Origin of the sequence: uncultured Algoriphagus sp., from assembly GCF_963974365.1 — a bacterium.
In the GTDB taxonomy this organism is placed as follows: Bacteria; Bacteroidota; Bacteroidia; order Cytophagales; family Cyclobacteriaceae; genus Algoriphagus.
Map to the genome: position 1 here is coordinate 111,485 of NZ_CAXBBX010000015.1, position 23,319 is coordinate 134,803.

Sequence of the window (23,319 nt, forward strand, 5' to 3'; positions counted from 1 at the left end):
TCCTCTAAAAAATTCAAATTATCTCCTGTTAACTTCCTGTTAAAACGTCGCTTAACCAGTTAAAGTTTATTCTTTTTTATAAATTCTCGGGCTTCTTGGTGAGCAGGGTGTTTTCGCTTTGCGTACTTCTTTACTTTCTTGAAATACTCCTTAGCGAGAGGCTTATTTTTTTCCTCGGTGGCTATCTTACCTAGTTGTAAGAGTGCATGTAAATAATAGCCGCTTTCCTGGGATTCCGATTCTTCGCCAAAGGAGAGTGTTTTTAAGTAATATTTCTTGGCTTCAGCGCGATTTCCTACACGATCATTGAATTGCGCCAGGTAGAATGCTGCATAGCGTCCACTGTTTGATTCATAGCCGGGCATTTTGGAATCAATACGATCTAGAATTTCCTTCGATTGCACCACAGACTCTGTCCATCGGCCTACCGTATACAAATGTCGCGCATAGGACCTATGGAAATATGGATTATTTGGAAACTTCCCGTGCAAGTATTCTGAAATCTGCAATGCCTTAAATGGCTCCTTCTCCTCGGATGCATAAAGCCTGAATAGAAAGTACTGCGCTTCCACCCGAGTATAAAATGCATTGTTGGCTACTTGTTCCAACTGCTGCAAGCCTAGCTCTTTGTTACCTTTCGGGAAAAGTGCCATAACTGGCTTCAAAAGAGGATAATTTTCAGGAATCCATTCAGAGAAATAATTGAATAACGCATCACCCAAGAGTAATTCCGGGTTAAACTCCTCTTCCCCCCTACTCAAATCCATGTATTTCAAGGCATTTCGGCCAGCCCATGCTGCTTTCGTCCAGCTTTTTCGCTCAGAATATAAGCGTGACTGAAATCCATATCCTGCCGCCAAAAAGAAAGCAGCTTCCTTATTTGTTTCGTCAGCTTCATACATCACCTCAGCTTTGGCGATGGCTCTATCCAAGTATTTAACGAAAGTCTCATCGTATTTTTTATTCGAAACATCTACTTCTATCCTCCACCAATAGCCTAGCGCCACTAGAAATTCTGGCAAAGGGTGATTCGGATATTGCAAGGCTAGCACAGCAAAGTCCCGCTCAGCAGTAGGGAAATCAAAATTGTACATGCTGTTAATAGACTTCGTAATTCTGAATTGAAGTCCTCTATCCAGTAGTAAGTATCTTGATGGAGCAAAGATCATCGAGTCAGATTCTGACTCTTGAGCTTGAGCTATTCCAAGTCCAGCGGACCAAACACATAGAATCATTGCGATTCGTGCTAACATATATTTCTCACTTTTTAGATTTCAAAATTAGAGGTATTCCCAAACAAAATTTTAGATTTGATCAATATTCCTCTCAATAATGGCTAAAACACTAACTCCAGAAGCACAACGTCTGAAGGAACTAATTGATTTCGATAAACGAATTTATTTTTTAGTACTGGTATTCTTGTTTTTGCTTATCAGGTATCTTACGAACACATTGATCCTTGAAGCCATCCCGGATTATGATAATCTCGAAGCTAGAGGTGATTTCATGATTTTTCATATTTTCAATGCGTTAAATTACCTCTGGACTCCATTTGCGTTACTTTGGAAATTCACCGTTATCTCCTTTCTATTTTGGTTGGGAGCCTTTCTTATTGGATACAAAGTGCCTTACAAGGAGTTGTGGCAGTTTGCCCTGATTGCTGAGCTGGTATTTATCTTCCCAGAATTGATCAGGCTCCTGGTTTATATTTCTCCGCAAACGGGTGTCACCTACATGGAAATTGATGAATTCCGTGCGCTTTCTATGCTTTCATTGATTGGCCCAGAGAATGTAGCCGGGCAATACCACTATGCTTTAGCTACGCTCAATATCTTCGAAATCATATACGGAATCGTTTGGCTTTACGGTTTTCACATGATTAGTAGACGGCCTTTTGGAGAGTGCAGTATTGTAGTTTTAATTAGCTATTACCTTCCCTTAGCTATTTGGTTAGTGTGGTATATTATGGTGTATAGGAGTTAACCTATTAAACCAAAAAAGGGCCAGAATACCTCTGGCCCTATAATTTTTTGATTTTTTAAGATTAGAAACCTAACCCTAATGCCATTGAAGTAGGCGTAAAATTAAGATCAGATACTTTTGAAGCCGCACCTGACATCAGGTTTACTGAATACACTCCAGAAGCAGATCCTACGGTAAAGACTCCATAAGCCATATCAGAAGTCCCTCCAATATCGAATCCATTATCATCGACCAAATCAATACCAAGTGGCCCAATTGCTACTAGCACCCCATCATTTGGAGGAGATACCTGATAAAGCATATCATTTTGTGCATCAACAACGAATAGCGCTGTAGTAGTAGTTCCTGCAAAGCTTTTAGTATATGCAGCCCCACTAGCCATAGGAGTGCCGGGGTTAAGACTTCCATCCACTGCTACTACTGTTCCCAAATCAGGGTGTAACCTAAGATTTTGGCCTGTCTCTGTGATCAGTCGGATTCTATCTACAGTTGGGTTAAAATCAAAACCTATGAATGAACCCATTGCGGCTGGCATCAAAGGACTTCCAATTGCAGTAACTGCTCCACTTGAAGGGTTAACACTATACAATTGGCTCATGTTTGAGACAGCAAGCAATTGCCCATTAACTGGACGGAAATCAAGGCCTACGATCATTTCTCCAGTTTTCAATCCCATCATATCGACTGCGATTGGACTTGGATTAGTAGGATCAAACCTATAAAGTTTGTTTGCTGCATCCGTAGCATAAGCAATTGGATTGGTTTTGAAAGCAATACTTACCACGGGCTGCGTAAAAGTACCTACCCACATCGCTTTTCCTGTGGAAAGGTCAATAGTATATAATCTTGATTCATCATCTTTTCTATTTACTGCCAAAGCCACAGAATTATCAGGATTCAAATCCATATCGCCAATCCCTTCAAAGTCCACTCCTAAAGAGCCTACTTCTTCTAAACCGCCATCATTCGGAGGAACCTGCTTGTAGAGTTTATCCTGCTCAAAGTCAATATCGAAAAGAGTAGTCATGGTAGTTCCAGAAAAACTATTGGAATACGCTACAGCACCGATTCTTGGGTTCATACCACCATTAATTGATCCATCAGTTGCTACTACAGTCCCCAATTCAGGGTGTAATCTAAGGTTCTGACCAGATTCTGTAACCAAACGCACTCTATCTACGGTCGGGTTAAAATCTAATGATGGATTAGCACCTTGAAATGCAGGAGTAAATGAACCAGTACCTAAGGCAGTAGCTGCACCGGAATTTTCATTGATATGATACAAACGACTCATAGAACTTAGTGCATAAAGCTGTCCTGTTGCGGGTCTGTAATCAATTGAAACGATCATTTCTCCCGAGGCTAAACCGGAGATATCGATCGAACTCGTTGGCGTCGAAAGACTGCGAGCTTCGAACATTAAAATTTTGTTATCCGAGGTTAATGCAGTAAAGCTAACTTCAGGGGCAGTTCCTGGCATTTCTACTGCTGGAACCATGTCATCATCCTTGTCATCGCAAGAGATAAATGCCAGAGAAAAGATCATGCTGGCAACTAGTGAGGGTAAAATGTTTGCTTTTTTCATTGGTTGAATAGTTGATATGTCTCATTTACGACATCATCTGTTCAACTGGATTTCAAGCTTAGGAAATAATTCTTGAAAAGAACTCTTGATCAGAACATTACATTAAAATCACTTAAAATTCAAAATTATATACTGAATTAAATTATCCCATAGACATGAGTTCCTTCGCAATAATGTAAATCCCCATTATAAGCACAAACCATCCAAAACCCTTTTTGAGCATTTTTTCGTTGATCTTTTTGGATAAGGAACTCCCGACAAAAATACCTAGGATAGATAATCCCGTAAAAATTAATAACATTTTCCAATCAATCACTTGATTAGAAACATCGCCCAAGAAGCCGATTAATGATTTGGCAGCAATAATTAAAAGTGAAGTGCCCACAGCCATTTTCATAGGAAGTTTTGCTAGAAGTACTAGTGCTGGGATGATCAAAAAGCCTCCGCCTGCACCTACCAATCCCGTAATCAAGCCTACAATTAATCCCTCCACAGCAATCAAGGGTATATTAAAATTCACTTCACTGTCTTTTTCATCTTCTAGTTTTCCCTTTTCTTTAATCATAGAATAGGATGCTGCCAGCATAATCAAAGCAAAGAATACCATGATGCCTATGCTTTTGGTAATCTCAAATCCTCCTAGTACAAGCAAAGGGTCAGGAAGTGCTGGGACAATAAATTTTCTGGTTAAGAAAACAGCTATAAATGATGGAATAGCAAAAACCAGTGCTGTTTTGTAATCCACCAATTGTTTTTTCATGTAAGTGAAAGAGCCTACCAAAGAAGTACTTCCTACTACAAATAAGGAATAGGCGGTAGCCAAAACAGGATCGATTCCCAAAATATAAACTAGTACAGGGACAGTCAAAATCGATCCTCCACCGCCGATAAGACCTAAGCTTACACCAATGATTACCGCCGCTGCATATCCTACTAATACTATAAATTCCATATTAAACTTCCGAGTTGATGGTACAAAAGTACCTATGATCTCGATTCAAAGAAGTGACAAATGTTACAATTGAAAAGTTTAGGTGTAAATCCTGTGATCGTAAACTTAGAATTTTAGAAGGTCCTAGTTTAAAATTAATTCTTACGAGATCTACACAATGACTCCATTTATGTGATACAATTGCTTAATTTAAGAATAGAATTCCCAAGGTCATGAAGATTATTGTTCCAGTAGATTTTTCTGTCAATTCCTTAAACGCATTAGATTTTGCTATCTCTCTTTCAAACAAAAAGGGCGGAGAAATTATCTTAATCCATGTGATAGAGGCTGTTTTTGATTTCGCCTCCCAAGCATCTATTGCCATAGAAAACATGCATCTGGAAGCCGAGGATTTGATGAAAAAGACATTGAGTAAGTACCAGGATGCAAATCTCAAATTCACCACAATGATCAAAGAAGGTACGGCTTCAATAGCCGTAGCACGATTAGCAAGAGAAATGAACGCAACCTTAATCGTCATGGGCACTCAAGGCACAAGTGGAATTCGCCTTGCGTTAATTGGAAGCACAACCATCAATTTGATCAAAGAATCTACAATTCCTGTTTTGGTAGTTCCTGCTGACTCAAACGCTTCGGAAATAAGAAAAGTGGCTCTAGCGCTAGAATTTGCAAGCCATGAAGAGAAATTCATAGATTGGGTCATTGCTATGAGTATTCGCTGGGACCTAGGGATAGAATTCGTTCATGTGCAAACTGCAGATGATTTTGAAGAAGAACCAGGAGTTCAAAAACTAGAAGATTTTATTGCGCTGAATCATCAAGGTTTGCCTTTAAAAATCCATACGTTTTATGCAAAAGTACCAGTGGAAGGATTAGATCAGTTTCTGGAAGAAAACGAAAATGTAATCTTAGTCATGTGTCATGAACACAAAAACCTCTGGGAGCAAGTTCTCAGCCGTAGTCAAACCATAGAAATGGTATTTCACTCGAAGGTTCCTCTATTGGTATTAACTTGATTATTTACTGATTAATTCCTCAAAATCATCCCGAATATAAATCACATTTCTGCCTAACTCTATCCATTTCTTTTTTTCTAGCTGCTTAAGAAGACGGGAGACCACTTCCCTTGAAGTGGTGAGTTCATTCGCAATTTCCTGATGAGTAGTATGCAACTCATTAGTCTTAAGCTGCTTCATTTTTTTCACAATATAACCCATCAATCGCTCGTCCATTCTCTTGAAAGCTACTGCATCCAAAGCAAAAAGCATTTCCTGAAACCGATTCTGATAAGTATTCGTGACGAAATCCTTCCATTGCTTGTAATCATTTGAAAACTGATCAATAGCAGCAATTGGAATAGAAATGATAGTTGCATCTTCCTCTACCACTGCTTTTATCTCACTGGGTTTTGACGCTGAGCAGCAAGTCAATGACAGCGCACAAGTCTCTCCCGCATCCAAATAATATAGGAATAATTCCCGCCCTTCGTCATCCATTCGCGAGATTTTGATCGATCCTTCCAGAACAATAGGTACCATTTTCATGAATTGCCCAGGCTCCATAAGCACCTTTCCGGCGTCCAATTTCATCAGTTGCCCTTTATTCAAAATCTGATCAACTAAGTCCGGATCAGTAAAAACAGGTAAACTTTCTTTAAATTCTGCTGGTATCATATCGTTCATACAAGAATGCAAAGCTAACATACTACTTTTAGCCCCTTAGTGAGCAATATCACAGAACTTCCCATTAAAAAGTTTGAAAAAAATACCTCCCAAACTAGTTTGGGAGGCATAAATTAACTCAAATAGACATGAGATTATTCACAAGTGGGGCAGCAAACAAAAGGAACTTTGGTCAAGGGAGAAGTTCTAAGTATACGGAAATGTCCCAAACCTTTACTCAAAGGCCGGATATCTGACATTAGATTTACTTCAGCTCTTTTAGCTTTTAACCCTTCCTCCATTCTTTCTGACATGGCATTTACTCCTAAATTTTTATAGTCTGATAAGTGATCATGGAGGTTAGTAATATTCCCAAAAACCTCCACAACCAACACACTTAAAGGGCTATCCTCAGGCAATCCTAAGGAAATCAGTTTCTCAGCAATATCCTCAGATGTGACCACTGCTGTCGCAACTGGCTGTTCATCTTTTATACTCGCAACCAAATTACCGAGCTGAACTACAGCTGGATTGAGTTTGATACTTCCTGTAGTATAGTCTCCTATCGTTGATTTAAAATAAACTTGATGGGTCAAATCATTGATTTTCTTTAATCGTTTTGGATCAGTATTCACTCTTACTCCAATTTTCATCTCAATCTCACCTAGTAATATATTTCGGAAATCCCGACCATCTGCTTGGGATACTTGAGCATAAACCATTGTCCAAAGACTAGTCCTAGGTGGTTTGGATGTGACATTTTTACCATTGTGTACCGCCTTCGCATAAGGTGCACTCACATACAAATGATTCTCATTTCTATTAAGCGAGCACAGCAATGTAGGAGCTGGATGTTGAATTCCGGTCACTCGCAGCGGCCTTCCAAATCTACCTTGGGCAGTAGACCACAAGTTATCCTCCCGATCTGGCCATTGGCCATGTCCTACCCTGAATTCATAGGTAAAAAAACCGAACATTTCAGCACTTTCTGCATGCAGACCAGCAGGAATCGGCATCATGAAATGTCGGTCACTGTCAGTAGCCTGAATCATGGGTTGCATGGCACCTATTCCAGCTTTATCATCACTTTGACCAGGGATAATCTGGCGAGTTGTCTCTGGATCAAGACTTATTGGAGCCTCTTCCGGTGGAGAAAATTGCTCCCCATCATTACTTGCAATCAACTGATCTGGTGCATTTCCCAGCATTCTGCAATAATACGTGTCATCCGGATTTTCAACTGGCTGATCAAACTCTACCCATAGGTATCGCTTTCTAGCCTCTGAAGAGCTATAATTCTCGGTTCTTTCATAAGGGGAAAATGCAATTCCTACACTGACTAATTTAGGAATCTGTACAGGAGGAAGCACTGTAGGAAGGGTCAATCGATCTGTCTCGATAATTTCAGCCTGTGTATGTCCAGCTCTCATGTTAGGCCTTATTTTATATTCTGCCCAGATTTCATCAGGAAATCTTAACTCTCCATTATTCTGCTTTAATTCATTTTTCGGATCTAAAGCATCTATGTAAACGATTCTTGTATAATTTCTATTGACCCGATCGAAGCGGTCAGACTGTAATGCTTCATAAGAAACAGTGTGCTTCAATTCTATATCACCCAAGTAGGTGTTTTTCCGGATTTCAGTGTTTTTATCCTTCCTAAACTTAAATTCTCGCTCGATGACAAAAGCTACATCATCCAAAGTATCCCATGACCAATCCCTATTCACTTTATAGCTGAGCGTAGTTAGCCAGTGATTATAAAGGTCTGCTTTTGTAGCAAAAGTGATAGAACTTCCATCTGGCGCTAACGTGTGTCTGATTCTGGAATTACATCCAATTGCTACTCGCTCACCTTTTGGGGCTACCATAGTCAAACCCTTTGCCTCCAACCCTAACGCATTAGCCAAGCGCTCTACAACGCCAGATTGCTGCTCTTCTGACTCTCTCCTTAATAAGGATGAAAAAATATTTCCCTTTATGGTCGGCACACTATCAGGTTTTAAAAATAAAGCCTGAACTGGTTGGATTGACTCAAATGGTTGCAGTAAATCCAATTCAACAGCTGGTTCTTTGTAAAACATAAACTGCTGAACTTTACCAAATCTGGAATCCTTGTCTTCATCTTCGTTTATAAATCCAAAATAACTTTCAGGAGCTACATCAGCACTCGCTTCAGCTCGTAAAGAAATTCTGACATGTCTTCCTGTTGGCAGCACAAGGCCTTCCATGTTATTGATAGCATCAATGAGTAACTCTTCATTCAAAAATGGATTGGCTTGTTCCCCAATGTTCAATACTGGCACATCTATAAAATCAATAGGAACATTCAATGTACCATCAAAATCAGCAGGAAAAGCTCTTGTAGTCTGGTAAAGCGTAATGAAAGAATCTCTCCCATTTTGACTTAACTGCGTATCCATTCTAAGCGATTTCACCTCTACGCGAATCTTCACTTGCATGACATCGGGATCCGCCAAAGCAGGCTTCAGTCCATCCGCTTGAAAAGTTAATTCCTTCAGCAACTTAACTGGATCTTGACCTATACTTTGGTATTTGTTTGTAAACACTACTGCCGGATATTCCAGCAAAGGTCGTTGGATCACAAAACTTGGATTAGCATCAAATTGGGTTTCTTCGTCATTCGTTGCATTAAAATACGTTCTCAGATTACTCCTAATTTCGATCGGCTTTTCTATCCGAAGCATTCCAGGATTCACGTATCTTTTAAATGAGACACTAGTTTCAGGACTTGGAGCTGAATTAAGAGGAACATCCTTGAGATTAGGCCCACCTCCAGAAATATCAGTCATTCGAATTCTAAATTCATAGGAGTTTCCATACCGAAGTTCGGTTTTCAATGGAGAAGGAATCAATGCCGTATTCTGAGCTACACGCTTATCCTGCAGTTGATTTTGTTGGCCTCCGTTGTCCTCATGATTCTTGTAGATCTCTAGACCATCTTGATCCTCGGTCACCAAACTTTTGCCTATATAGTTCGCATAATACATGGGTAGCCAAAAGTGATCACTATTCGGCCCACTAATCTTATTGGGATATACTTGATATGGAAGTTCAGTGCTGCTTGACTCCAATTGGCCTGAAAACATATTTTGAGATTCATTGATCTCAATACTATTTAGACTTTCCCATTGATTTCCTTCGGCAATTTGTCTCACATCAATATGATACCCCATTACACCCAATGGCGCATCGATTCTAGTGTTTGACCCGGGGTCTGACGGATTTTCAATCATCTGTCTGAGATACCAAATGAGAATTTGCTCATCATCCCAGCCTAATCGAATTCCTGAGTCTGACTGCGGCGGAAGCTCATCTTGACTTTCTTCCAAAAGATTGCCACTTACAGGTTGGTTGGCGTGCACAATTTTGGCGAAGCCATCATTGTAAGTTTGAGCTTCCATGAATAATTCATCCCATGGTCCCAAGGGAACTGGCTCAGTTGGATCAGATACTTTTTTATACAGCACAGGAAACAAAACAGGAGCAAAAACAGGTCTACCTTTTCCTTTTTCAAGTGCAGGAATCTTTGCTGCATATCTCTTGATGAGTGGTCCATCTGAACTTTCCAGCAATCCTGATTGAGCGATTGCATAGGGATCATTCGTAATATCTGCATACAAATAACCTCCTTCATCAAACCAACCTGCTTCCACTTTCAACTGAACTTCATAGATCATCCCGCAAGCTTTTGCCAGAAGCGGCTGACGCAAAATATTTGCAAATACTTTTCCCCAACTCAACTTGGTACGTGGCTGATAATTGACCGGAGGGATTTTGTCCCTAACTGCACAGTGATACCCATCATCCGTCAAGGCATTTGGATGCCTAGGTTGTGTGAAATTGAATCGTTCTCTATAAGAATTTGGCAGGTATTTTTTGATACTTTTCTCTACTGGAACCGGATCCGGAAGCTTATCAGAATTGTCAGTAATCGGCAGTGGCATTGCTTCTGCTACTTTTTTAATAATCTCAGCTTTATTCGTAGCTGGCTTCACCGTTACAGACTTCACAATCGGAATTCTACTTGGGGCCGTGGCATTGCTCAGCGGAAAATCATCAGTTCCTTTTACAATCGAGAAACTGAATTCTGGCTGAAAATCTGCAAAACCAGGAACGTTTGCTGGGTTTGGTAATCCTGTAGCCCAATTAGAAAAAGGATTTGTATTTCGTGGAATTACCACGATGTTTACAGTTAATATATTTCCGTCAAATCGCTGAGGAAAAGTCATTAAGGAAATTAATCTTCTAGGTTCCATAATTTGATTTTTGAGGTAAAAAATTAAGCTATCTGACGGCTTTCTTGCCAAGTCTCTTCAAAGCTAATATTGATGATAAAGCAGATACTGATATCAAGACCGAAGGTCACCGAAGCAGTGCAATCCGTCCTATCTTCATTCGCTATTCTCCTCACCGTACCACTTGCTTCGATATAAATTGTCACACTAACAATACCACCAAGAAGGTTTGCATGTCCTTTGAAAAGCATAAATGCGGTGACCTCGATTATGTTGGCATCGGCATACATTTCACAACCAACCATGTATGTCACACTTACATTTCCAACCACCGGTAAGCCAACTGAGATATTGGCTCCAAAGCCAAACTTCATCATTAGACTAGGTCCAATCTTCGTATCACAAGCGATCTTGACTTCTACTGAACCGACAGCGTAAATAGTTGCTGCTCCTACCGTCACACACATCACTTCCAATCCTCCGTTGAACTGAACAAATCCACCAGCCGTAGGCAGCAGTTGCGCAGGATCATTGGTTACTTTAAGCGCTGCATTAAAATATACTCCTAAAGCAAGTCCCGCTTCTAGTCTTAAAGGACATTGAGGTGAGTTGTAAACTGAATCTTCAGGTGGGAAGCGTATGAGAGGAATTTCTTTTGAGGCTTCAAACTTATACTCCCAAATCTCCCCAGCATTACTCATTGCTATTTGCAGTCCTTTTCGCATCACCGCACCATAATCACCTGTACTTAGAGCGGCCAGCATTTGAAGCAATTCAATTACAGGTTGTAAAGCATCACTAAACTCAATTTCAGGAAGTGGTATCCCATCGAGTGGCCCAGGATTATCCTTGTCTCCGGCATAGCCAGATTCCTTTCCTTTTGCTGCATCAAAATTGCCTTTGATCGTCATAAGACGTTCAAATGAACCCAAATCAACAACCATTGCGACATTGTTGACTTTACTCTTCCATGTATCAGCTAAGTCCGTAGCAAAGGAATTTACATCAAAATTCAGCTTAGAATCCACGTACTCCTTTGTATTGCCTTTCTTTTGCTCTGCTTTATACTCAATATAGATTTTCAATGCATCCATATCAACTAGATACAGCGGATCAAAATTTGGAATATCAAAAGCCAACGCTTTATTCAACGCACTGTTTGCTTCACCAGAAAGTAATTTAAAGCCTTTATCAACGATTTTCCCTGCTTCTTCTTTGGCAGTAATTTCCATTAGTTCAAGTACTTTCCTTCCTCCATCTGTAGCCGCATTTTCTATAAATGCTTTGACACTTGCGCCGTCTTCATCAACTCCATCTAACAATGCTATTGCCTTTCCAAAGTTGGAATATGCATCTCCTACATTTGGAAAAATGCTACTTCCATTCATCAGTTTATAAGCATCAGAAAAAATCGGTGGAGTTTTACTTAAAAGCTTTCCTATTCCTTTCTTAAAGCTAGGGGTAAGGAAAAGTGCTTTTTGAGTTGCAGTGCTTTGAAGGAACCCATAATTGATCGTTGCCGAAACTGGATTTCTTAGAATTTCCAAGGGATGTGCTAATCGAACCAAATTATTGGTCACGTCAGCAGCTTTCACTACAATCTCCTTTTGCCATTCTCCAATTCGAATCAGAGGAATCGGAATATGAGGAGGTAATGGCGTTACTTCCCCACTTCCTGTCTCGTGCTGAACCATGCTCCAACTTCCATCTTTTGGAAGCAAAACAGAGCCACGGGTAGCCGCTACAAATATTGGTTTGTCAGTAGGGTTCCCAGGTTTTTCGGAATGTGATATGTCAAATCGATTAATCTGCATCAGTTGACCTGAGCCGCTCACATCCATTTCACAATTAATATCGCCCCCCATTAATCCTCCTTGAAGATTCAATAACGCTTTAAGCTGGGCTGGAGTCAGCGGTACACCCGGTGGAGACAATTGAACATAGCCAAGAATTTTCTTGGCAGGTGTTTTTCCTCCTTTATGACCTTTCACGAGATTTTCTACTGAAATATCGGCATCGAAGTAAACGGCAACACATTTAACTTCCTGATCAAACTGCCCCCCCGTATTCTTTACTTTTTCCCCATTTTCGTTGATGTAATTCGCATTTTGAGAAATGACGTTTTTAGTAACAAAATCAGCAACATTTCCATCTTCCTTAATATTTGTAATATTAAATAGACCTCGTAAAGTACCAGGATGCAGCTCAAATGGAGTTTCTTCAACTTCTGGACTCCCAGCAACTGTTTTGTCAATGTATTTATACCTGAAGTCAAAAATACCTTCTGACTCTGGTTGCCACCCACTGTCAGTTCTATAGATAAAGCCTGAACTTGTTCTGAAAATCGTAATCGTTCTGACTACTCGGATACCCCAAGGATAAACTATGCTCTTCACCTGAATCACTTCATGGGCGGTCCTTCCGAGCATGATATCAAATCTGGCTTGGCTCGTTTGGGCAATTGCAGCTGAAGGACTTAGCCAATTGCTAAAAGTACTCGCCCCATATCCTGTGAAATCAATCTTGGATACCGGCACTCCTCTTTCGTTCAGTTGAGTTGGGTTTCCTTGATTTACAAAAAACTCACCATTGAAAATTTGTGTCACACTATCTCCAAGTGTGCTTGCACCCGTAGCTACTCCATTGAATCCTAACACATTCGCCAACTGAACAGTAAATCCAGCGAACATTGGTAAGTCATTTTTCTTAGGCTCAGCATTGAATTTTTTTCCATAATCGCCAGCAGTAGCCCTAATTTGAATACCACCCTGCATATCATTCGGGAAGTTTGGTCTTACTTGACCCAGCTTCGGTTTGATGGTTTCTCTGCTATTTGTGTGAGAAAGTTCTGCCAAAGCTCTTAAACCAAATGGAAGTGTAAATAAGGCATTTACCGGTGTTTCCTTCTTTTCATATTTCTCCAGAATAAAGTTCACAAGAGGTTTAGGAGAAATCGCAATTCGCTCTTGATGATTGTTTACAAATCTGGTAGGGCCTCCATCATTTGGGTAATAATTAAAAAATGCGGGTGGGTCACCTGGTTTGTTCGTACCTGGAGGAGTCAAATTAAGGACCGGTTCCCAAGCAACCTGAGGCATCATAAATAACCTAGTCATAGCGCCTTGCGCGATTACCTCCATGCCCTCTACAGAAATCATCTGACCATTAGTCTGTGAAATCGTCGCTTCCGACTCCCCTACAGACCTTGCCATCCCAGTAGTTACACGCTGAGATCTAGCGAGCCCCAGACTTACTCCCAATTGATTTGCATTGGAACTCACGTCCATCAAAGCAAAATAATCCATTTCATAAGGTCTGGTGAATGGCTGAAGTTGATCTTCGTAAGGAGGCAGGGGATTATCACGGGAAGCTGAAGTAGATTTCAAGGTTTCCATCTTCGCTTCTGGTGCAGCAAATTGGTTCATACTCATCAGACTTGATGAAGCCATTTCTCTAGTAGAGTCGGCACTGGTACTTGCACTATTATTTGGTCCAAAGTGAAAACTGACCTTTACAACGTCATCTTTATCCTGTACTGGATCTTGGGTTATTTGACAGATCAACCAACTCCTGATTCCATCTAATCCTCTTGATTTATTACCAAACTGTCGGCTAAGAATCCCAAGATTTGCGACATAAGGATCTGGAAGTGTTGGCATATAACTCAGCATGCCGAATACTAGAAAAGTCTGGCTTTTAATTATCCTCGTCCAATCCTCGTTACTCTCGCCAAAAACTAGTGCGCCATTTACTGGGGAAAGAGTGAAAAGTGCATTTTCCAGTGCTATCGCAATACTCTTAAAACTAGGAACCTTATCAAATGGTAATTTATTGTCCCACAGGATATTATCATCAACTATATAAATCAAATTCTTTTTATCAGAACCTGCCATTAGCACCGCCGAATTCTTGGTTTTCACCGAAACAGGAAGTCCGTTTACCTGCAAAGGTCTATCTACTTTAACCTGGGTATTAGCAAGCGCAACCAGCATTTCTGTACCTTCAGCAAGCGAGTTGTACATAAATAGCGCTGACTTATTTAAAGCAAATGAAATAGAAGTGCCATACGAATTCAGATCATCCTTCCAGTGTCCTATTTCCTGAAAAGCTCCTTCCCCATTTGAAATCAAATCTGTTATGGAAATCCTCCCATTTTCGGCCAGAATCTGCGGCTTCTCCAATTTTAATTTTTTCCCTTGAAGCCCCTTCCAACTAAACTTCAACCCTGACTTTAATTCCTGAAGAATTCCTCCTGAACCTGCCACTTCCAATGGAGCTGCTACGTCTAGTTCTGCAGCTGGAATCGCCCACCACGAATTGCTCACTATCGCTGATTCCTGAAGATCAACCATCGGACTCTTCAGCTTCTTAGGGGAAAATTCAGCAACCGAACATGCATAGGGTATTAGCAACCTAGATAATTGAGTATTGTAGGTAGGTGCTTTATTAGCCTTTGAAAATGATGCTTTTTGTCCATAAACTGACCATTGAGCAGAACCACTTTCAGCGATTTGAGCTTTAGAAGCACCAGAGAATGAAAAACTTAAACTTTCAGGTGTCTGGACTTTAGCCTCAAATGCATCAACTCCATGTTTCACCTTATTATTAACTGCATCTGGACTTTGATCCAAATCCAAACTTACTTGCACTCCTGTGTTAGCCGCTAATACGAGCTTTTCTCCTTGAAGGACAGGGTCGGCACTCAATTGGATTTTCCCGTCTTTGACTTTTATAGCCGCATATCTATTATTTGGCGCATTCGATGCAAGCATATCCGCTCTGATATAAAAACTACCAGCTGCAACATCATAGTTTTTAGATACCTCAAGTGGCGGAGCCTGAGCAAGCTTGACTTTGGTTTCTACAAAGGAGGCCTTAAACAATAGGACAGGTAGGTTACTGTTTTGCTGATAGATTCCTATCAACTTTACTACCCTGAAAAAATCCACTAGGATCAGCCTTCCATCTGCTTTTTCCAAAGGGCCTATAGTTTTCTCTACTTTTGCGCCAGCAGCCCAAGCAGGTACACTGGCTCTAATTTGAGTGCTTCGAACAGGAACTTCACGAACAAAGGCCTTTAAGTTCACATCGTCGACTGTGCTGACTTTTTCAGAGACAGTCTTATTTCCTAATGTAGTCGAGGTACGTTTGACCGCTGTTTCTGAAGATTCTTTGGAGATAGAAGGCGGTGCCCCCTTCACTTCTGCCTTTGCTGCCTCCTTTCGGATCAATTCAATTCTCTCTTTGGGAATCCTATCCTGAAAGAAAAGTTCCGAGCGTTCAAAACTGAAGGATTCTGCCTTAATCTCTGAGCTATCTTGAATCAGAAGTGATTTGGCCAAAAGTGGAATTCCTTCCTCCCATTGTTTTTTGTCCTTAGTACTGTCAGTGTTTAGGTGCCCGAAGATACTGGACAACAAGGATTCTAGTTGATCTTTTTCCATGGTAAAAAGTGTTTAAGATGCAATGCTCTTTTCTGGCAAAAACTGCAATTCCCAGCTTCAAATAAAAATTTCCTCCTGCAAATTTCTGATAAAAAAAAGCTCTGTTAAGGTAAAAAATAATAGAATCAATCACTAAGTGTTTTTACATAAAACATTGAAAATCTAATAATTACTATAGAAATTTTAGTAATAGTTGCAAAATCTAGAATTAAGTAAAGGAAGATTACTTCAATTATTCTCTTTTTAATGAGTTGGTGAAAATATGCTTGAGAGATCTGCATTGACGTATCGGTTAATAGGCGAGTCTATACCCATAAATTACCTTTACAGCAACTTAGCGCTATAGTTTTAGAGATTAGTTTGTGAAAAACTTTCCATCAATTTTAGATGAATGATTTTACTTCTTCTTGAAAGTCAAAAAACTTTATAAATGCCACCAAATCTCGTCTACTAAATCAGAAGTTTGTGTTAAAAAAAGTCAGCTAATTCAAAACATGACAAAAATCTTCTTTATTTTTCTTTAGATTCATTCCAAATAATTCTATTTTTGCATTCGGTCAAAAGACCAATACAATTATATGATCATTACAGCTGATTCTATACCTGTCACCCGGGCAGCAATTATTCAAGAAATCTTAGATTCTCCGTTGAAAATCAACTTGATGGAACTTGGGTTTTTGCCAGGTAAAACTATTATCCTTCATCATTCTGCTCCTATGGGAGGCCCCATGGCCTTTAAGCTCGATGAAACCATTCTTGCCCTTAGAAAAACCGAAGCTTCGCTTATTGAAGTACAATTGCTCTGAATTTCATGCTTGAGTCCACCACTCCTTCCCAAGTCAAATCACCAAAGATTGCCATTATCGGCAATCCCAATGTTGGAAAATCCACCATTTTCAACCAGCTAACCGGACTAAGCCAAAAAATCGGTAATTATCCAGGAGTAACAGTTGATAAAAAAACTGGGGTGATGAATTATCAAGGAAGTACATATGAAATCATTGACCTTCCTGGCACCTATAGCCTTTATCCAAATTCTGAAGATGAAATCATTTCGCACAGAGTTTTAAATCAACTGAGTGAGGAGGAAAGACCGGATTTTGTTTTGATGGTCATAGATTCTTGCCAGCTTTCAAGAGGATTATTCTTAGCAACTCAACTGATTGACCTTGGGCTCAACCTGGCGTTGGTGCTGAATATGGCGGACATCGCAACAAGAAAAAACATTGCGATCAAATCATTTGAAATTTTTAAAGCGCTTGGAGTTCCTATTTTGAGCACAGATGCTCGAGGAGAAAAAGGATTGGATCAAATTCGTGAACTGATTCACCAACAGAATTTCAGTAAAAAATCATCCTTCATTGACATTGAAGAAGTCGTACCAAAAACTATTCTTTCTGAAGTAAAAGACAAATTTAAATTTTCTAATTCTTATCAGGCATACCAAATGCTGAGATTTGGGGAGAAAGACAAGACTATATCACTTGAGCATAGAAACTGGATCAAAGAAAAACTTGCCGAAAACAAATTCGATCTGGATAGAGCGCAGTTAGAAGAGACAAAAATCCGTTATAGGATTATTACTTCCATTGTTGAAAAAGCTGTATTAAAAACTCCCGATATAAAGCAAGGCTCTGGAATTGACAGAATTCTCCTTCACCCTGTTTTCGGATATTTGATTTTTGGAGGAATCCTATTGATTATCTTCCAGGCAATTTTCGCTTGGGCTTCAGTACCGATGGATTTGATTGATGGCTTCTTTGCGGAGCTCGCAGGATCTGTCGCAAATCTACTCCCAGAAGGGCCTCTTTCTAGCTTGATTACAGAGGGTATCATCCCAGGAATTGGAGGAGTGGTGATTTTCATCCCGCAGATTGCGATGCTTTTTGGATTTTTAGCGATTTTGGAAGATACAGGATATATGTCCAGAGTTGTATTTCTAATGGATCGATGGATGCGTCCATTTGGTCTGCATGGCAAAAGCATTGTTCCGCTGGTATCGGGTGTCGCATGTGCTATTCCAGGAGTGATGGCGGCTAGAAATATTGGAAACTGGAAGGAAAAAATCATCACGATTATGGTAACGCCTCTAATGAGTTGCTCAGCTCGACTTCCTGTTTACGTGATTCTAATTGGACTAGTGGTGCCAAATGAACGAATCTTGGGCTTTGTAAACCTCCAGGCTCTCGCTTTACTTTCTCTTTATCTATTAGGAGTTATTGGAGTTTTATTCACTGCCTTACTTCTGAAAAACATTCTGAAAACGGAAGAGAAAAGCTTCCTTATGGTGGAGCTTCCAACTTATCGTGCACCTAGATGGCTAGACGTTTTGATGACCATGTACAATAAGTCGAAGACTTTTGTATTTGAAGCTGGTAAAGTAATCTTGGCGATATCCGTAATACTTTGGGTCTTGGCCTCTTACGGCCCACCAGAGCGAATGGACAACATTAGAGCTGAAAGTGAAGTTAAATTAGCTCAAGCATCACCAGAAGAGGTTACCGAGATAGAAAATGAGACTTCTTCTCTTCTACTTGAAAATTCTTTCATTGGTATCATGGGTAGAGCCATTGAGCCGGCGATTCGGCCATTAGGTTACGATTGGAAAATTGGAATTGCTTTGATTGCTTCCTTCGCAGCACGTGAAGTATTTGTATCGACTATAGCTACCATCTATAGCATAGGAGCAGATACGGAAGATGAATTGACTATCCGACAAAAACTGAATCAACAGATCAACCCAGTAACCGGCGATAAAGTATATAATACTGCGACAGCGTTTTCTCTTATGGTCTTCTATGCTTTTGCGATGCAGTGTATGAGTACGCTCGCCGTGGTGTACAGGGAAACTAAAGGCTGGAAATGGCCGTTGATACAGACAGTATACATGACCGCACTAGCGTATATTTCGGCGCTTTTGGTCTATCAAATTCTATCTTAATATGTGGCAGGAAATCATCGTTGGAGTAATCGTTTTAGCAGCTTTGGCTTATTTGGGGAAAAAATATTTCTTCAAATCAAAGACCGAACCTGGATGTGACAAGTGCGCCAAACCTTGATTTTTAACTTAAACAACATCTTATTACTAGTTTTTTGATACTTTTAGGCTCATGGGCAACGTAGCCAAGCAGAGCATTCAAACCGCCATTTTTTCGTACCTGGGAGTAATCATAGGATATGTCAACGTACTTTGGCTCTACCCCTATGCATTAGACGCTTCCCAATTAGGAACGTTTCGTACAATTCAGGATTTGGGACTGCTATTTGTTCCTTTTGCCCAACTGGGAGTTGGTCATGGTATTACCCGCTTTTTCCCACAACTCCAATCAAACAAATCTGCTTTTTTAAGCTACGGACTCGTCTTTTCACTTGTCGGCTTTGCACTAGTCAGTGGCATCTTTCTAGGATTCAAAACTGAAATAATAGGTTTGTTTTCTGCGAATTCACCCGAGGTAATTGACTTTTTTGGAGTAGTCTTACTGATCACACTATTCTCTTTACTGAGCAGTATTTTGGACTCCTATAGTCGCTCGTATTTGAAAGTTGCCGTTCCTACACTCATCCGGGAAGTTTTTCTTCGATTGCTTACAGGAATTCTTGTTGGCTCCTATTTACTCCAATGGATCACCTTTAATCAGGTAATGCAAGGTCTAGTGGCTGTTTATGGCTTGGCATTGCTAGGCGTTTTGGTTTACCTGCTTTGGTTGGGTGTTTTGAAATTAGATTTTCGTTGGAACACTTTTCCACAAGGATTCCGATCATCTTTTATTCAATTCAGCCTAATAACATTTTTAGCGACAGCAGCTTCTACTTTGATCATGAAAATCGATAGCATCATGGTTAGCTCTATGATCAGTCTTGAAGCAAATGCTATTTACACCATTGCCTTTAGCATGGCGCTGGTGATAGAATTACCTCGTAGAGCTATCTCTCAGGTGGTAATGCCCGTTATTGCCGATCATTTCTCTACTGGAAATCTGAAGGACATCAACAAGCTTTATAAGCAGATTTCAAATCGGCAACTATACATCTGCTTACTTCTATTCATAGGAATTGCATCAAATCTGGATGCTTTATATTATTTCATCCCGAATCGTGAAATTTATGAAGCCGGAAAACACGTAGTTCTCTTGATTGGACTGGGAAAACTCTTTGATGTAGTATTCTCCGTCAACGGTGAGATCTTAGTTTTCTCTAAGCACTATCGGTTCAATCTGATTGCTACCATCGGAATGAGCATATTAATAATCGGCCTGAATTATCTCCTAATCCCTATTTATGGAATCAATGGGGCTGCCATGGCTTCGGTGGCAGTCATGTTTCTTTTTAATTTGGTGAAATACCTTTTCTTAAAAATCAAACTAGGCTTCGATCCTTTTTCTACAGAAACCCTCAAAATACTCTTCGTAGGAAGTATTGCCTATGCTCCTAGTGTCTTCAGTAGCTTTACTAATTCGCCCGTTGTAAATATCCTGATAACAAGCATACTTGTATTTGCAACCTATCTTTTTTTCTCAAGATTGCTGAATGTAGGAAATGAGGAATGGGAATGGGTAAAAAATAGAATAAAAAAATCCGGGTCTTAGAGTGTTGCAAACCTCCTACTTGACAAGATTTGAGCTGCCTGTTAACCGCAAACTTCCACTGTTATCCTGCCGGTTTAAAGGGCGAGGTTCCGACCCGATAGCTATCAGAATCAGAATGAGGCCTGTTTTTGGGAAGAGCTTCACTCGGTAAATTTGTAATTTGTGAAGTTTGAACATGTCGACGACCCGGACAATGCAAATATACGATTTATTACACGGCAGGTTGGCGAAATTCAGAGATGATTCCGATAATGTGAAATAATCCATTTGAAAAACCATGTCTTTCAAGGCCTTATATCAGAATATTATTTCACAGAAATGATCAACTTTTGAAATGCTTAAAAACAAACTGATGAAAAATAGATTTATTCGAAATTTTATTTCACAAAACACCTAAAGTTTTACTCGATTTACCCTTAAATTTGCAATTCCTAAAACCTTTGGCGCTTTATGTATTTGATTAAAAAAATGGTCGTATGCCTAGATCAGACTTCGCTAGATCAAACTTTGGTTCAGCATGCAGCATTCATTGCTCAGGTGAATCAAACCAAAAAAATCTACTTCGTAAATGTGATTAAGAACCTGAGTATCCCTAAAGAAGTACTCGAGGAATTCCCAAATTTGGTGGAAAACATGGTCAATGAACGCCAGGAGGCCATGGAGTTGACAGTGAAAGAACATTTCAAAAATCCGAAAGGAATTTCTTTGAACTACATCGTAAAAGAAGGTTCTCTTTCAAAGAAAATATTAAAGCTAGCTGAGGAAAAGTCGGCAGATATGATCCTTATCGGCAGAAAAGTACATCTTCCAGGTACTGGTGTTGCCTCCACAAGACTCGCCAGGCGGGCGAGCTGCTCCTTACTAATTGTTCCAGAAGGATCTGCGACTAAAATGCAACGTTTATTAGTCCCGAGTGATTTTTCGGATTATTCCAAGGATGCGCTTGAAGAGGCTATAATGATTGCTGAGAAGCACGGTGGCCTCGAGATCGTATGTCAAAATGTATTCACAGTTCCATCAGGCTATCATTATACCGGTAAGAGCTATGAGGAATTTACTCAGATCATGCGAATGCATGCTGAGATTAACTACAAGAAATTCATCCGTAAAATCGATACTAAAGGAAATAAGATCACGCCTGTATACACCCAAGATGTAAATGATGACCCAGTAGAGGAAATTGTCGCCAAGGCAAAAGAAATCGAAGCAGATGGAATTATTATTGGAGCCAAAGGTCGTACTGCCGCCACTGCCCTATTTATAGGAAGCATGGCAGAGCGGTTGATTCAGTACAACGATAGCATTCCATTGTTGGTAACTCGACCAAAAGGGAAAAACGCAGGCATTTTGGACTACATTCTTGAGATTTAGCATGCAGTAAGAATTATTTTTTCTTCTGAATATCAAGCCTTAAGATACTTTTTTCACTATCCTTATAAACCCTTTCGGCTAGCAGTAGTCTAAAACACTAATGAATAAAAATGGTGATCAAGAAATCCTCGAGCTCATAAAAGATCCCAAAACTAGGGAAATGGGGTTCAGGCAACTTATCTTGGCATACCAAAAAAGAGTTTACCATGTAATCAGAAGAATGGTTTTGATTCATGAGGATGCAGATGATATCACCCAAAACACCTTCATCAAGGCTCATCATTATATTGACAAATTTCAAGGGCAATCAAGTATTTTCACTTGGCTTTATAGAATTGCGACCAATGAATCCCTGAGCTTTTTAGAAAAGAAAAAGAAACGATTCTTCTTTTCTATTGATGATCACCAGGAGAAAATGGAATCATACATTGACCAGCCAGGAAATATTGACGGAGATGAGATCCAGCGATTACTTCAAAAAACGCTGCTTACTCTGCCGGATAAACAAAGGCTCGTGTTCCACTTGAAATATCAGGAGGAACTCACCTACGAGGAAATGTCTGAAATTACCGGTACCAGTGTAGGAGCCTTAAAAGCCAGCTATCATCATGCAGTGAAAAAAATTGAACAATCCTTAGCCAAAGAATAAACTATTGACTTCCAACCCAGTCTAAACTTATACCATGCAAAAACTTCCAAAAATTCAGGATTTCAAGGTGCCAGAGAATTATTTCGATAGTCTCCCTGATAATATAATGGATAAGGTCAGTCCACAGAGATCTTTCTATTGGATGAAATATGCCGCAGCCGCTGCCATTCTTGTGGTGAGTTTAGGCGTTTGGCAGTTCAATTCTTCCAGTTCTCAATACGAAGCAATATCCATGGATGAAGAAGTAAATCTATTCATTGAGAGTCAATATTGGACAGCTGAAGATGTCCTAAGTATGGTAGACAATCCTGAGGAAATTCTGGATCAGATCATAGCAGAGGAAATGGTATACGAAGTAGATATAGTCGATGAAAATGATCAAAATTGGTATTAATCTTATGAAAAAATATACGTTACTAATCATCATATTTTTCGTGGTAGTTGGGACTTCACTGGCTCAACGACCAGATGGAAACTATGATCGTGAAAAACTAGAAGCTGCAAGAGTAGCTTTCATTACTACACGATTGGATCTCAAGCCGGAACAAGCCCAACAGTTTTGGCCGATTTACAATGTATTTAATGATGCGAGAGAAAAAAGTCTCAGAGAAATGTCCGATTTAGGAAGAACTAGGGATTTAAAACTATCTGAAGCAGATGCTAAATCAAGACTCGCAAGAAAATTCGAAATTGAACGAAAAATGATTGTAGATGAAGAGAAATTTGTGAAAGACTTGTCCAGTGTAATAACCTATAATCAAATCATTCGGTTGGATGGTCTCAATAGAGAATTTGCCAGACATATTTGGCAAAAACGAAGAGAGGAGGA

Annotated in this window: 15 protein-coding genes; 9 read left to right on the top strand and 6 right to left on the bottom strand. The window is 39.9% G+C overall.

Going from position 1 to position 23,319, the window contains the following annotated elements; all coding sequences use genetic code 11:
- Positions 1-59: 59 nt before the first annotated feature.
- Positions 60-1,253: a tol-pal system protein YbgF gene (locus AACZ87_RS19210; protein ID WP_339869580.1), complete on the bottom strand. Its 1,194-nt coding sequence runs from the start codon at positions 1,251-1,253 to the stop codon at positions 60-62.
- Between the two features lie 79 nt (positions 1,254-1,332).
- Here AACZ87_RS19210 and AACZ87_RS19215 point away from each other — a divergent pair, with 79 nt between their 5' ends.
- Positions 1,333-1,983, top strand: coding sequence for a sulfate ABC transporter permease (locus AACZ87_RS19215; protein WP_339869582.1), 651 nt, complete (start codon positions 1,333-1,335; stop codon positions 1,981-1,983).
- A 61-nt stretch (positions 1,984-2,044) separates the two neighbouring features.
- On the opposite strand, the gene AACZ87_RS19220 is transcribed toward AACZ87_RS19215, so the two are convergent.
- Positions 2,045-3,568 (bottom strand): DUF4394 domain-containing protein, encoded by a 1,524-nt coding sequence (locus tag AACZ87_RS19220; RefSeq protein ID WP_339869584.1) that lies wholly within the window; start codon positions 3,566-3,568, stop codon positions 2,045-2,047.
- Positions 3,569-3,710: 142 nt separating this feature from the next.
- Complete coding sequence (locus tag AACZ87_RS19225; protein ID WP_339869586.1) at positions 3,711-4,520, bottom strand: sulfite exporter TauE/SafE family protein; 810 nt, start codon at positions 4,518-4,520, stop codon at positions 3,711-3,713.
- 212 nt (positions 4,521-4,732) lie between these two features.
- On the opposite strand from AACZ87_RS19225, the gene AACZ87_RS19230 reads away from it, so the two are divergent.
- Positions 4,733-5,536 (top strand): universal stress protein, encoded by an 804-nt coding sequence (locus AACZ87_RS19230; protein ID WP_339869587.1) that lies wholly within the window; start codon positions 4,733-4,735, stop codon positions 5,534-5,536.
- Here AACZ87_RS19230 and AACZ87_RS19235 read toward each other — a convergent pair whose 3' ends face one another.
- The 3 genes from AACZ87_RS19235 to AACZ87_RS19245 all read right to left on the bottom strand — a co-directional run bounded on the left by AACZ87_RS19235 (position 5,537) and on the right by AACZ87_RS19245 (position 15,884).
- Positions 5,537-6,193, bottom strand: coding sequence for a Crp/Fnr family transcriptional regulator (locus AACZ87_RS19235; RefSeq protein ID WP_339869604.1), 657 nt, complete (start codon positions 6,191-6,193; stop codon positions 5,537-5,539).
- A 143-nt stretch (positions 6,194-6,336) separates the two neighbouring features.
- Complete coding sequence (locus AACZ87_RS19240) at positions 6,337-10,461, bottom strand: hypothetical protein (RefSeq protein ID WP_339869588.1); 4,125 nt, start codon at positions 10,459-10,461, stop codon at positions 6,337-6,339.
- Between the two features lie 23 nt (positions 10,462-10,484).
- Positions 10,485-15,884 carry a hypothetical protein gene (locus AACZ87_RS19245; protein WP_339869589.1) on the bottom strand — a complete coding sequence of 1,800 codons (5,400 nt, stop codon included), beginning with the start codon at positions 15,882-15,884 and terminating at the stop codon, positions 10,485-10,487.
- A 578-nt stretch (positions 15,885-16,462) separates the two neighbouring features.
- Between AACZ87_RS19245 and AACZ87_RS19250 the strand changes: the two genes are divergently transcribed.
- From AACZ87_RS19250 to AACZ87_RS19280, 7 genes are all read left to right on the top strand, one after another.
- On the top strand, positions 16,463-16,690 hold the full coding sequence (locus AACZ87_RS19250) for a FeoA family protein (RefSeq protein ID WP_339869590.1): 228 nt from the start codon (positions 16,463-16,465) through the stop codon (positions 16,688-16,690).
- Between the two features lie 5 nt (positions 16,691-16,695).
- Positions 16,696-18,825 (top strand): ferrous iron transport protein B, encoded by a 2,130-nt coding sequence (feoB, locus tag AACZ87_RS19255; protein WP_339869592.1) that lies wholly within the window; start codon positions 16,696-16,698, stop codon positions 18,823-18,825.
- Between the two features lie 169 nt (positions 18,826-18,994).
- Positions 18,995-20,470: a polysaccharide biosynthesis C-terminal domain-containing protein gene (locus tag AACZ87_RS19260; protein WP_339869594.1), complete on the top strand. Its 1,476-nt coding sequence runs from the start codon at positions 18,995-18,997 to the stop codon at positions 20,468-20,470.
- Between the two features lie 450 nt (positions 20,471-20,920).
- Positions 20,921-21,841 (top strand): universal stress protein, encoded by a 921-nt coding sequence (locus tag AACZ87_RS19265; RefSeq protein WP_339869595.1) that lies wholly within the window; start codon positions 20,921-20,923, stop codon positions 21,839-21,841.
- A 100-nt stretch (positions 21,842-21,941) separates the two neighbouring features.
- Complete coding sequence (locus AACZ87_RS19270; RefSeq protein WP_339869597.1) at positions 21,942-22,490, top strand: RNA polymerase sigma factor; 549 nt, start codon at positions 21,942-21,944, stop codon at positions 22,488-22,490.
- A gap of 34 nt (positions 22,491-22,524) precedes the next feature.
- Positions 22,525-22,884, top strand: coding sequence for a hypothetical protein (locus AACZ87_RS19275; protein WP_339869599.1), 360 nt, complete (start codon positions 22,525-22,527; stop codon positions 22,882-22,884).
- A 4-nt stretch (positions 22,885-22,888) separates the two neighbouring features.
- The coding region (locus AACZ87_RS19280; protein WP_339869601.1) for a hypothetical protein at positions 22,889-23,319 on the top strand (431 nt) is incomplete at its 3' end.